11 protein-coding genes are annotated in these 13907 nt (G+C 28.4%); 9 read left to right on the top strand and 2 right to left on the bottom strand.

Translation table 11 applies throughout. The features are described from left to right. Positions 1 to 976 precede the first annotated feature (976 nt). Positions 977 to 2032 carry a hypothetical protein gene (locus Q326_RS0113815; protein WP_026895920.1) on the bottom strand — a complete coding sequence of 352 codons (1056 nt, stop codon included), beginning with the start codon at positions 2030 to 2032 and terminating at the stop codon, positions 977 to 979. A gap of 479 nt (positions 2033 to 2511) precedes the next feature. Here Q326_RS0113815 and Q326_RS0113820 point away from each other — a divergent pair, with 479 nt between their 5' ends. Next, complete coding sequence (locus tag Q326_RS0113820) at positions 2512 to 2703, top strand: hypothetical protein (RefSeq protein ID WP_026895921.1); 192 nt, start codon at positions 2512 to 2514, stop codon at positions 2701 to 2703. Here Q326_RS0113820 and Q326_RS18040 read toward each other — a convergent pair. Further along, positions 2663 to 3049 carry a helix-turn-helix domain-containing protein gene (locus tag Q326_RS18040; RefSeq protein ID WP_084489665.1) on the bottom strand — a complete coding sequence of 129 codons (387 nt, stop codon included), beginning with the start codon at positions 3047 to 3049 and terminating at the stop codon, positions 2663 to 2665. The two genes, Q326_RS0113820 and Q326_RS18040, sit on opposite strands and share 41 nt — an antisense overlap. Positions 3050 to 3241: 192 nt before the next feature. Here Q326_RS18040 and Q326_RS0113830 point away from each other — a divergent pair, with 192 nt between their 5' ends. The 8 genes from Q326_RS0113830 (at position 3242) to Q326_RS0113865 (ending at position 13831) form a co-directional block, all read left to right on the top strand. Beyond that, on the top strand, positions 3242 to 3796 hold the full coding sequence (locus Q326_RS0113830) for a sigma factor-like helix-turn-helix DNA-binding protein (RefSeq protein WP_026895922.1): 555 nt from the start codon (positions 3242 to 3244) through the stop codon (positions 3794 to 3796). Positions 3797 to 3843: 47 nt separating this feature from the next. Continuing rightward, complete coding sequence (locus Q326_RS0113835) at positions 3844 to 4701, top strand: replication-relaxation family protein (RefSeq protein ID WP_026895923.1); 858 nt, start codon at positions 3844 to 3846, stop codon at positions 4699 to 4701. A 378-nt stretch (positions 4702 to 5079) separates the two neighbouring features. Next, positions 5080 to 6936 carry an FtsK/SpoIIIE domain-containing protein gene (locus tag Q326_RS18045; RefSeq protein WP_051531507.1) on the top strand — a complete coding sequence of 619 codons (1857 nt, stop codon included), beginning with the start codon at positions 5080 to 5082 and terminating at the stop codon, positions 6934 to 6936. A gap of 14 nt (positions 6937 to 6950) precedes the next feature. After that, positions 6951 to 7877, top strand: a complete 927-nt coding sequence (locus tag Q326_RS0113845) for a conjugal transfer protein (RefSeq protein ID WP_026895924.1) — start codon at positions 6951 to 6953, stop codon at positions 7875 to 7877. Then, complete coding sequence (locus Q326_RS0113850) at positions 7849 to 8160, top strand: hypothetical protein (protein ID WP_026895925.1); 312 nt, start codon at positions 7849 to 7851, stop codon at positions 8158 to 8160. The genes Q326_RS0113845 and Q326_RS0113850 overlap by 29 nt, the downstream gene beginning before the upstream one ends. Before the next feature lie 11 nt (positions 8161 to 8171). Further along, entirely contained in the window at positions 8172 to 8621 is a 450-nt protein-coding gene (locus tag Q326_RS17470; protein WP_051531509.1) for a TcpE family conjugal transfer membrane protein, read from the top strand. Beyond that, positions 8622 to 11177, top strand: coding sequence for an ATP-binding protein (locus Q326_RS0113860; RefSeq protein WP_026895926.1), 2556 nt, complete (start codon positions 8622 to 8624; stop codon positions 11175 to 11177). Positions 11178 to 11188: 11 nt separating this feature from the next. Beyond that, positions 11189 to 13831 (top strand): CD3337/EF1877 family mobilome membrane protein, encoded by a 2643-nt coding sequence (locus tag Q326_RS0113865; protein WP_026895927.1) that lies wholly within the window; start codon positions 11189 to 11191, stop codon positions 13829 to 13831. Positions 13832 to 13907 lie beyond the last annotated feature (76 nt).

Raw genomic sequence — 13907 nt, forward strand, 5'->3', positions numbered from 1 at the left:
TACACCAATATTTTTACCAAAACGATAAATGTCGTCGACCTCCAGGGGTTTTTGCACTACTGGAGGTCGACGACACCCAGACCCTCTAATAAAATATTTATATTATAATTTGCGTGTTCCAATATATATAAATTCAGTGTCCTAGATTATTCTTATATATTATCTGCACTTCTATACTTCTTATCTTCTTATGATTTAACTCCTAAATACTATATAAGATATATTTTATCATTACTAATATATTTTATATTATTCCTATGGTTGTCTTGTTTTAATTATTATAATAGTACTTTTCTATAGTTCTAATACTCTTGACTTCTTCACTTCTATAACTCTATAATAATAATTATAATTTAATATTAATATAATATTAATATAATATCAATTATGAGCATATTGATTATGATGCAAATATAAATAAAATTGACTAACTTTCAGAGTTTTTTTCTGAATCTTAATCAGTTTATTTTAAATATATTAGTTATTCTATAATAATCATATATTTTAATAATCAGTATTTATAAATACATTAGTGAATATAATAATTAGTGGTTATAGAGTTTCAATGATATGGCTATAATAGTGTTAAATACTAAATCATAAGACTTATATTTTTAAATAATTTGCGTATTAGGTGTAAATAATTTGCGTTAGTTCATTAAATTTTTGCGTTAAATTCTTATATTTTTAAATAATTTGCGTTTAGCAATGTTAATAAATAAAAAAATTGCGTTAGTAGTATGTATAAATAAAAAAATTGCGTTTAATAATGTTAATAAATAAATAATTTGCGTTTATTACATAAAAAATACTTAAACTATCAAACTATTGGAAAAATTTGCAAATATTTGCAAATATAAACTTGATAATATAAATTAAAAGGATGTTTAAATAAAGAAAAGTTAATAAGAAGGTAAAAAAGGACATGAAAAACTAACGGGTAGGAACTAAAGATTGTTATAATTTATAGAACCCGTTAGTTTTGTTGTATTATTAAGTTTTTAAATCTATTATTTTTTGTTTCCTGGATTTCAATGAGGAAATTTTCTATACATACTCTAATATAGCTGCATAGGTTTTTAATTTCTTCTCCAGCATCATTCACGGGCTTACTATACCTTTGTATTACACCCTTTAGGCTTAGTAATCCACTAAGGAATAATCCTTGTCCATACTGGACATGCATTTGAGTTAGATCTTCTAGTTCTTTTTTCTCAACAAAGTAGTTTTCAAGAGATAGATTTCTAAGACTTGAATAAACTTCTTTAAAATTCAATTTATTTGTTTCTAAGAAAGAATGTTGCTTCTTAGGCTTAAATAAAGACTTAATTGCATTTGTAGCCTTAATCATGAACCTCCTAGTTTTAGAAGGAATAGTGTCTTTTTCACTTAAATCAACTATTTGCATAAAGCCAGAATCATTTATATTTCTGATGACAGTATCTAGATCTCTTTTAGACACCCTTTTAATTTTTTTAAGTAAGGTATCTTCAGTAAAAATTCTACCAGTTCTAATTCCTTCTTTGTTTATAACTTGCCAGTTTTCAAGATGGCTGTTATTTTTTACTTGCTGTATAGAAGCAATAGTATCTTTATATATAGCAAAATAAGGATCAAGTAGTCCTATCATATCAGCTTTATTATATTTAAGAAATTTGTCATGAAATACAAAACCAGGTACTTTTATGTAGTTTATATCTTTTTTAAGGTTTTCAAAGCCTTGTATGTAAACATCAAAGCTACCATCTCTATGTCTAGTCCTACTGATTAAATCAGCTTTTTCCAAATCATGCATACACTGCTGAACAGTCCTTAGAGGCATAGTATATACTTTAGATATATTTATGGTAGTTAAGTTTCTTATAAACCCTAAATCAACGCCTTTATTTGCTTTAAGAGTTAGATATAGATATATATGTATACTTGCTTTACTTAAATCTAGCATTTTTTTGTATTTTTCACCTGGTATATATGCTATTTCCCAGTTGTGATTTATATTTAAATTTAATTTGTAATCTCTATAATTCTTCATATAAAAAACCTCCCTGAACTTTGGAGGTTACACACATTTTTTTATATATTTTTGAAGTAATACCTCTTTACTTCTATACCTATATATGATAATATATAAGTAACTTGAATATATGGTTGATTGTGTGCAACCATTGTGTGCAACCAATTTTGACTGGTTATTGGTATAAGACCAGCTGGGCTGTTACTTTTGCGGAGTAACAGCTATTTACTTTTTTTGTGATAATTGATATAAAAATTTTGTCTAAATATGTATGTACCAAGTTACGCTCTTATTCCTTAGAAACATTATAATACAAAAATAAATTAAAATCAAATCTTAATTCTTTTGGGTTTCTTTTATACTTCAACTTAAAGTTTTAAAATCCTTTATTTTAGAGGATTTTTTTTATTTTCTCTATCCGAACATGTGTTTGACATTCTTAGGATATGTGGTAAAATTAAGAAGAGGAAACATAATTACACACAGGAGGAAGTGCAATGTCAAATTTAGAAAAGGCAATTTTAAAAGAATTTAAGAAATTTAAAAAAATAGATTCTAATGTATTAGAGATAATAGATATTGAACTTAATTCATCTAATTTAAACGACAAAACTATCAAAAAAGCAAAACACGTTGTACATAAAGCATTTATTCATTATCTTCACCACAATCTTCATCGTCTTCCATAGTTTCCATAATTTCTAGAGCATGTTTTATTGTTTTCAATATTATTTTCCTATCTCTTGATTCAATTTCTTTATCATCAAAAGAAAGTTTTTCACTCAAACTAATTATTGTGTGGAGATTTTCTTCTGAAGCATAGGGGTTTGGATCATTAGTAAGTCCTAATATAAAATCAGAACAGACTGAAAATAGATTACATAATTTAACAAGGACATTTAAGTCAGGAGTCCTTTTATCGTTTTCATAATATGTATATGTAACTCTTAAAATAGAAAGTCTATCAGCAACTTCTTGTTGAGTCCATCCTTTCTTTTTACGCAAATATTTCAACCTTTTTCCTAAACTCATCATAAATATCACCTCAATGTTATTGTGTCCTTATTGTATCATTGTATCAGCAAAAAAGAAATAAAAACATATATAAAATGTTACATTTTACTTGAAATGTAACATTTTATATATTATAATGTAATTATTAGATAATTAAATGACAACTAATTGGGAGGTAGAAATAATTTTATAATTGTTAAAGGAGGTGAAAAAATGGATTTAGGTACATCTTGGTTACAACTGTATTCAGAATATGAAGGTACAGAGAAAAACATAAACTACTTTATATCTGACTTAAAAGAAAGAGAAGAGAAAGATATATTTGATGATATGAATTTAGAAAATGTTAAATGGATGAAGAATAATATAAAGGATATAAAAGTACAGCTAAAATCAAAGATTTTATATGAAATGAATGGCATATCAGTAGAAGATATAGAAAAAATAAAATTAACAGACCAACAAAAGAAGATAGCCATATTAAAAATAAATCATTCTACCAAGGAAGTAGCAGAAATCTTAAACTTAACTCCGAGTACAATACATAAAACATTTAATAGAGCTATCAACAAAATATTGAAATACAAAAGAGATAAATTAAATATCCTAAGTCCTCAAGAGAAGTCGGTGTATTTTCTGTACCAGGAGGGAAAAACAAGAAGTGAAATAGCTAAAGAATTAGATACCACTCCTGGATCTGTTTGTAATAGAATGTATAGAATTAGAAAAAAGTTAGGCAGATTATCAAAAACGTCTAAAATAGAATGACGGTATAGTTGTGTCTATTTATAGAAATAAAAAAGAAGGGAGAAAATATGAAAAAATATAAAAATGGAACAAGAAATCGTGAAAGGGTAGAAATCAAAGGAAATCCATATCTTCATTTGATGAACTATCCTATGAATCAAATTAAAGAAGATATTATATATTTTCTTTATGATATGAGAGCTGCAACAACAAGACAAATAATTAGGTATACTGGTTATTCAGGTAATTATATAAGAAGTGTATTAAGAAACATGTATGAAAATAGATTGGTCCATAGAGATTTTCCATATATAAAAAAGAGGAGTAAGCCTGGAAGTGGTGAAGGAGTATATTTCCTTGACAACCAAGGGGCTTTTTTTATTGCAGCAAATAAAGGATTAGAAAAAAAAGAGGTCAATTGGGACCCAAGAGACAATGTCGTGTCATTAGGAGCAATCAAGCATACACTAGATATAGCAGAGATTAGAGTTTGTATGGAAAATTCACAAGAATTTAAAGTAAAAGAGTTCTTGGGAGAGAGAAGATTAGGAAGAATAAGTTTTCAATATGAGGGAGGAGAAATAGTATTTAATCCTGATTCCAAAATAGAGATTTTGAAAAAACTTCCAGATGGTAAATTAGCAAAGATTTTATTACTTCTGGAATATGATAGGAGTACAGAATCATTAAAAAGTTTTGCCGAAAAGATACAAAACTATGAAAAATTCTATAGGTCAAAAAAGATAAATGAGATATTTGAAAACATACATCCAGCAGTATTAATTGTATCAAATCATAAAACTAGAACAGAAAAACTTAAAGCATTAGTAGAAAAAACAAAAGTAGAAAATATAAAATATTATTTTACTACATTAGATGAAAACTTTAAAAATAACCCCTTTAGCTTTCTATTAAATGAACAGTAAAAAAGAGGTTAACTCTTGTATTAAATGGGCTAATAGTTGATGTTTAAAGTGAATTATCAATTCAAGTGGTAACCCATATATTAACTCATGTATCAATTCATATATAAACTGATATGTTAATTAGTATATAAACTGAACACTAATTCTTAGAATTACCGTAGAATTACCAGCGAATTACCTAACAAGTAACAGCAGAAAAGAGGGCTAAACCTCTAAAACAAGCTATTTGTATAAAAACAACTAAAAACTAAGAAATAAGACTAAATATAGAGGATTGATTATATATTTATATGAGGTTTTTATTTTTTGTTAGATATATGTAGGATTGTATATTTTCTATTTAGGTTTCATCCCCACACGAAAGGAGTGATTTATTTTATGGCAGATGTTGAAGAGCAAATAGGGAGTTTTATTACAGATATATTTAGAGGGATTATAAACTATTTTAAAAGCATGAAATATGGAATAAAAAAGATATTTAAGAAAGAAGAAGGCTACTCTGAGATAGTAGGCTTTTTTATTTTTGTATTAATTTGTGCAGCAGTATTTCTGTTTGCTGAAGAAATAGCAACAAGGATTTCAACTACTTCAAAATTAGTACAAGGATTAAAAAATCCCATAGTAATAAAGATAATATCAGTTTTATCCATACTTATATATCTAAAATTCAAAGGGGACAAAGAGATGGAGCTTTTAAATTCTTTTGATGAAAAGTTTGAAGCTGTAGGACTTTACTCTGGGCTAAAAAAAGAGAGATTTGAAGATGGAAAGAAAATAGTTATCAAAGATTTTCCTAAACTACTAAAAGTTATAGAAAACAAAGAAAAAAAAATCTATCTTTTCTCAACTAATATTCCAGTAACAAAGTGGAGAAAAAAGATAGAAGAACTGGAAACAGTTATGAATGAAGGAATATTAGAAATAAAAAATAAAAAAGGAAATAAGAAAGTTGTAAAAATGATAACTGTACCTTATGAAATCAAAGCCGAAAAGAAAAAATACGATGAAAAGTTTGAAAATCTAGGACTATATGTAAAAAATGATAATATTAAAAAATATCCCGATTTTTTAGAAAAAATAGAAGAAGGGAAAAAAACAATATTTACCTTTGAAAGTCAGGGCATACCAATAGAAGATTGGAAAGAAAAAAAAGGAATTATAGAGGCCACATTTAACACAAATGTAGTAAAAATCAAAAATAAAAAAGATAGTAAAAATGTAGTTGAATTAACAACAGTTCCTCTAAAATACAACATCAAAGAAACCTATCCTTGGAAAGATGAATATATACCAGAAGAAGATTTTGAAGTAGTTTTAGGTGAAGGGCTATTGGAGACAATAACTCTAAATTTCAACAAGACTCCACATATGCTCATAGCAGGGCTAACAGGCTCAGGTAAATCCGTGTTAGAAAGATCAATAGCCTGGCAATGTATAAAAAAAGGAGCAAAGGCCTTCTTCATAGATTTTAAAGGAGGAATTGAATTAGGCGATTTTGAGGATTTTGGAGAAGTAGTATTTGAAAGAAAAAGAGTAATGCAAATACTAGATAGTCTAGTAAAAGAACATCATGCAAGGATAGAAATATTCAAAACAAAGGGAGCAAAAAATCTAAACGAATATAATCAAAAAGTATCCGAAGATGATAAACTATCAAGGATATTTTTAATAGTAGATGAAATAGCTGAACTCCTTGATTCATCAGGAGTATCAAAAGAAGATAAAAAAATGTATGAAGAAATAGAAGGAAAAATGAGTAGTTTAGCAAGGCTTTCAAGGGCCACAGGTATAAATATGATTTTGGCGACGCAAAGACCCGACGCAAAAGTAATAAAAGGCCAAATCAAAAACAATCTGGGTGCAAGAATATCAGGACGAATGACCGATAAAGAGCCTTCAATAATGATTCTTGGAAGCCCTGATGCAATGCACCTTCCAGAAGATATCAAAGGAAGATTTTTATTTTCATTGGGAGCAGAGCCAGTAGAATTTCAAGGATACTGGTTTAAAGATACCGATATAAAAAAGGGAAATTATGACAAAGGAATTACCCTAATAGTAGGAGATAACCAAAGGGCAGAGATAAAAGATAATGTGGAAATAGTAGAAGATAATTGTATAGATGAAGAAGATGAAGAAACACCAGAAGTAAAGGACCTAGGATATGAAGAGGAAGAAGATGAAGAAAAAGAAGAGTCAAGCCCATGGGTTACAGTTGACGAAGATTTTCTATAGAAGGAAGTGAGGAAATGCTTGGTTTAGGAAAAAAAAGCAAATCAATAGAACTAAAAAAAGATAATATACAAAGAGTGCTAAGGATAGTATTTTGGATTTTACTAATATTTTTAGTGGCAAAATCAGTGGCAAAGGATGTAATAACAAAGCCTCAAGAGATACAAATACCTGAAATAAAACTAGAGCAGCAAGCACCAGCAGCAGTAGCCTCTAGTTTTGTCAAAGAATATCTAACCTACGATATTCAGCAAAGTATGGATGAATATAATGATTATAAAGAAAGGGTTCATAGATTTGGAGCAGAGTATATAAATTTGTCTAATTTGGCAAGTGTAAAGGCAAGTAGTAAAGCAGAAAACGTATTTGTATTTGATATAGAAAAACTAAAAGGAAATCAGTACAACGTAACTGTAAAGGGTGATGTAACCTATAAATTTTTAGATGGAAAAGTTAAGACAAGCTCCATTTATCTTAAAGTACCTGTAACAGAATCTGATGGTAGCTTCATTGTTGAAGATACTCCTGTAATGATTCCAGAACCTACAAAGCCTGATATTGACTATATTAAATTTGATCAAGGAGAAGAACTTTATATAAGTGAAACAGAAAAGGTTAAGGAGATAATGAAAAACTTCTTTAAAACCTATTGTAGTGGAAAATCTACAGAAATAGCATATTACATGGATGATGGCTTACCTCAAAGGGGATTTGAAGGTAGGTTTGTTTTTTTAGATATAAAAGAGTTTAATGTATTTGATTTAAAACAAAATAGTGGCTTTAAGGCAATAGTAAATGTAAAACTTAAGGATTCTGTATCAAATAAAGAATTTCATCAAAACTATAATATTGATTTAGTTAAAAAAGAAGAAAGATGGTATATAAAAAACTTAAAAATTAGAGGGGGTAATATTTATGAAAAATATGAAAATAAAGAAAAATAGTTTAATGAAAGTATTAGTCTTAACCTTGTTTATAACGTTCTTGTTTACAACAATAGCTTTTGCAGCTGGAGATCCAATAGACAATGCAACAACCTATGCTAGGGAAAGAATAGCAACTATATTTTTAGTCGTTGTAGCTTTTTATATTACAAAACATGTTACTAAAAATGCGACTAATAAGCTTATAGGATTTGTAATAACAGCTATATTAGGAGCTGTATTAGTTTATAAACCAGAGTTTTTAAAAAAAGGGGCAGATTGGTTATATAGTGTGTTTTTTTAGGAGTTGATTAAATGGAAGATAATAGAGAATTTGAAATAATGAGAACTTATACGAGAGCTTGGCAGACTGAAATTGTAATGTATCACCTATTTGGAATACCTCTTTGGTTTCCAGTATCATCAAGACAAGCTGCTTTTTTTATGTTGGGATTAGTCTTTATGACCATATTTTCTAAAGTAATCCCACTAAAGGGTATCCCTTTAGTGGGAGATCCTATTTGTATTTATGCAGTGTATCCATTTTTGATAATGAAATTTTTTACTAAGATGACTTTAGACGGAAAACCTCCACATATTTTCTTCCGAGATCAGTTAAGTTTTTTATTTCAAGATAAAAAATATAACCTTTATAAACCTATAAAAGACGAAAATAAAATAAATTATTCTTCGCAAATAGGATATAGAACAGTAAGACGTATATCAGAAATAGATTATAAACTTTTAAAAAGGAGGAAGAGATAAATGGCAGGATATACTTTTCCTACTAAGTACTATGAAAGTAACTTAATATTTGACCAAAGTAAGAATTGTTGGGCTTTATATAGACTTATGGGTGAGAATTATGAGTATCTTTCACATGATCTAAAAAAAATCACTAGAAATAGACTAGCAAGGCTTTTGGTAAATGTAGGTATGGAGTATAAGATATTACTTCTTCCATTCAACAGTTCAGCAGATGAACACTTTGAAAAGCTCAAAGCAAGGATGAAAGGACCACTTAGAGATTTAGCTTTAGAATATTTAGATGGAAGTTGTGAATATCTTAAGACGAAAAGTAGCACTGAAGGTAATAAATACAGAATTTATCTTTTAGTTAAATTAAAAAAAAAGGGAAGGGAGTATTTAACCAGCAAAGAATTTTTAAGTTCCCTTATAAAAGAACCAATTAGAGCAGTAAATCATGTAATGAATCTATCAGCACCTGAAATATTTGAATATGAGTTAAATAGTTATTTAGATTTTGAAGTAAAACTTTTTGGAAGGATTAAGAGATGGGTCAATGTAGAGAGGGAGTATGAATATACGATACAAAATCTTATAAAAAGAAATTTTTATAGATCAATTGCAAATATATCTATTAGGGGTGATGAAAAAGATGAGGAAAGAGAAATAGAGATTAATGGCCAAAGTATAAAGAGAAAGGTTAAAGAGATTTTCAAACCAAAAAGAGATGTAATAAAGAGAAATGGTAAGGTTGCTATAAGACCATATGAAAGAGATATATTAAGTTTAACTGAAGGTGATTTTGAAAATAAGTCACGTCATATAGAAATCAAACAAATAATTGAAGGGGAGACAAAAACAAGTTATCAAGCGTTCTTAACATTTTCTTATATTCCTGATAATACGTTAATTTTTCCAGGAGCTGAATATATCTATTTAATTCAAGACTTATATTTTCCAGTTGAAGTAATGATACATGTAGAACAGCTTGAAAATAGAGAAGCTTTAGATATAGTTTCTAAAAAGGAAAGGGAAATTAAGGACCAAAAAGAGCATGCATCAAAGTTTAATAACATTGATGATTCTTTACTTCATGATGAAATGACTATCAGAGAACAAAAGAATGAACTTGATGCCACTAAAGAACCTATGCTTCTAACATCTATAGTTTTATGTATTTCAGATACAAATTTAAAAAGGTTACAGGAAAAGGTGAGTTTTTTAAAAGACCTCTATGAAGATATGGGGTTTCAAGTTGAGAATCCAGCAGGAAGTCAGTTTAAATTATTTAATGAATTTATTCCTGGAGCAGGGAGATATGAGCAGAGTTATATTCATAAATTACCACCTAAAACTTTAGCAGGGAGCATATTTATAGGAACTAAGAATTTAGGAGACTCACAGGGGCCATATATAGGGAAATTAGGCCAGTTAGAGCAACCTATATACTTAGATACTTCTAGAGGACCAATGAACAATAAAAATGGAAATATGGCATTTATAGGACAACAGGGAACAGGGAAAAGTTACGGGGCAAATAATTTAGCTTACCAAACAGTAATTTCTGGAGGCAAAGTGTTATCTATAGACCCTAAAGGAGACAGAACAAATTGGGACAAAGATTTAGGGCTAGGGAAGTATTGTAAAGTAATTACTTTAACTGAAAAACAACAGGATAGGGGAAAACTTGATCCATTTGTAATATACAAAAATGACTTGGAAGCTGCAGGCAGTGCAGCAGTATCTGTAATGAGTATGGTAAGACAAGAAATGAACGATGACGATTTAACTCAAATTATGGGAGCTGTTGAATATGCTAAAAATCAGAGTAAACCATGTCTTAGTCATACCATTAAACACTTTAAACTTATGTATGAAAAAGAAGAAGATCCTAATTATAAAGCTAGATTCAGAAATCTAGGAGAATTTTATGAAGGACTAAAAAATTTGACATTTGGTAACCTTTTGTTTGGAACTGGGGATGAAGAAACATTTGATTTAGAAACTAGATTAACAGTAGTTCAAATTCAAAACTTAACTCTTCCTGATAAGAATAAGGAAATAAAAAACTATAATTTAAGCGAGAGACTTTCAAGTGCTTTAATCTATGAAATAGGACAGTTCGCAGTTAAGTTAGTACATTCAGACCGAAGTATATATAAATTAGTACAATTAGATGAATGTTGGGTTATAACAGGAACTGAACAAGGAAAAGAGCTCATTGGCAAACTCTCAAGAGAAGGAAGAGCTATGAAAGCAGGGCTTCAACTTATAAGCCAAAACACAAAAGATCTGGATGATGAAGGAATAACAGATCACTTAGCACTTAAATTTATATATAAATCAGAAAACAAGCAAGAAATATTAAATATGCTCGAACTTTTAAGACTTCCACCTACAGAGGAAAATATAGACTTAATAATGAACCTAGAACATGCTAAAGGGGAGTGTCTTTTCCAAGATTTAGATGGAAGAATAGGAAAAATGCAACATGACATAATGTATAAATTCTTAGATGAAGCATTTGATACGACACCTCCATCAGAAAAAATAGAATCAGAAGAAGCAATATAGGAGAGGTATAGATGAAAAAACTTTTTATATTTTTAACAATCTTATATATTCTTTTTTCTTCTGCATCATTTGCCTATGCTTCATATGATATACAGGAAGATCCAGTAGATGGTGTGTTCAGCAGTTTGAAAAAATATTATTCAGATCTAGATAGTCTAGAAAATAGTATAACAAAGTATAAAAGCAGCAACTATTATTTAGATATAAAAGAGTACTCAACTTTATTTGATCCAATTAAAAAATTAATATCTAATGTAAATTCCATAAACAATCTACTTTTTGCATTGCAAAAAATGATTTGTAAAATAACAATATTTATAATGCTTTTTGCCTATAAAGCAGATTTATATGATATGTTTGGAAACTATATAGATATGATAATAGAAGCTCTAAAAATTGCCACATTTGATAAAGTAATGCTTACAATAGTTGCTTTGATAGGACTTTATAGTATAATAGCAACTGTTGTAGCAGATAGAAAAGCTACAGTATTAAACAATGCAATAAAAACTATAGTCATATTGACATGTGCATTTATATTTATGAACAATCCAACTAAGTATTTAACGGAAATAAATGATTTTTCAGTGGAAGTTTCAGATGATATATTTAAAGCTACTTATGGAAGATATAAACGTTTTGATTCTAAATCTAATGATGCCTTAGTCTCAGCAGGTGGAATGATTTGGGATGTGATGGTTCATAAGCCATGGCAAGCATTAGTTTTAGGTGGTACCTCAAATGAAAAACTCACAAGAAATATTTTACAAAACAATCCATATGATGATGACAGAGTAGATGAAATCAATGATCTATCTGAAGATAATTCTCTTTTAAGATTAGAAGGAATTTTTACAAGATTTGGAACTCTAATACTTTTTTTGATATTCAGTATGGTTTTGTCCATTATTATAATTATTTTAAGTGCCCTGTCTATAGTAGCACAAGTTATGGTCACTATATTTTCTCTCTTAGCTCCATTTATATTTACAATAGCTCTAATCCCTAGATTTAGTAATGTTCTAGGAGGATGGGCCATAAAAATGGCAGGATATTCATTTATAAAGATATTTGTATCTTTATTTTTATCCTTACTTTTAGTAATAAATGCAGTAATATTCACAAATATAGATTCGAATGGACTAATTGTGACTCTTATTTTGATGGCCGTAGTTACATTTTCAGTTTATCACTCAAGGGAAAAGATAGCAGCAATTATAAAAGCAGTACCTAAGGGAGAAAGGAACATAAGAAGAGAGATTAAATCTCCATCAAAGGCCAAAGAAAGAATTAAAGATTACCAAAGCATAGTTTCAGGATATACAAAAGATAAAGCTAAGAAGGTTAGCAAGGGAGTAAATACAACAGCTAGAAAAACTTTAGTAAAAACAAAGGGGGCAGCAGGGGATTTTTATAGCAGGAAGAAACAACAAAGATATAAAGAAATGGCTAATGAATATTTAAATAGAAAATATAATGAACAAAAGCGAAAATCTGAATTTAAAGCTCATAGACTAGGAAGGGATAAGGTAAACTATACTGATTTTGTAAAGGAAGCAGATACTAGAGAAAAACTAGGAAAAAAGAAATTTACAGAATCACAAATTAATCAAGCAACAAAAATAATAAGAAAGTTAGAATTAGAAGGAGAAGATCCTCAAAAATTTGTAAAAGGAGAAGAAGAAAATATAATAAAAAGTGTAAAGCCTTTTGAAAATAAACTTAATGTTAAAAGCCATATAAGTACATTAAGCAATAAAGATATACAAAACAGGATAGACAAATTAAATGATGGTATAAATAAGAAACAAGAAGTTGTTAAAAATAGTCATTTAGCACAAGATAATAAAGACAAAGAAATTGAAGAGATATATAAATTGTGGCAGAAAAAATTCGAACTTCAAAATAATATGGTTGATAGAAATATAAATAAAAATGATAAAAAGTATTCTAGATATAAAGAGTATGATGAGCTTAAAGAAGTTAGAAAACAGATCAATAGTCATATTAAAGATATGTCTAAAATATTCAATGAGGATTTCAAAGGAAATAAGAATAAAGCATTTAACAAAGAATTAGATACACAAATCAAGTTAAAAGGGAAGCAAGATAAATTAATAGATACCCTTAAAAACAAAGATGAATTTGCAAGTATAAGAAATAGAGCGTCATATATAGAAGAAAAGATTTTAAATGAATTTGGGAGAGATAAAATACAAGATAATAACATGTTATTGAATGATAAAGAAGATTATATTAAGGAGTTAGATAAACTTAAAGACATTTATGAAAGTGAAAATATGAAGATAAAGGAATTAAAGGATAAGGGAATAGATGTCAACTCCTTAAATGGTTCATTAACACAAAAATTTAAATTAGATACAAAAGAAACTGAAGAATTACTTTTAAATAGAACTAAAGAATTAGCAAACGAACCAAAAGATTTTAAGAAAGAATTTCATCAAGATGTTAAAAATCAAGATAAAGAAGAAAGAAAAATGAATAACAATCAGAGTTATAATCAACAGTTAAAACATAAAAACAATAATGACCATAATAAGGAGAAAATAGTTAAAGAGCCTATAAAGATAGAGCAGAAGTTGGATGTAAATAGATTAGCACAAAGAGATGAAGAAACGGTGTTTGTCAAGTAAGTTGTCATAGAACTTTTTTCTTAAGCTTCTCGTTTTTGTATAAATCATCGGTTGGATTAAGGCTTACTATTTCAAC

It is taken from the genome of Clostridiisalibacter paucivorans DSM 22131 (assembly GCF_000620125.1).
Classification (GTDB): Bacteria; Bacillota; Clostridia; order Tissierellales; family Clostridiisalibacteraceae; genus Clostridiisalibacter; species Clostridiisalibacter paucivorans.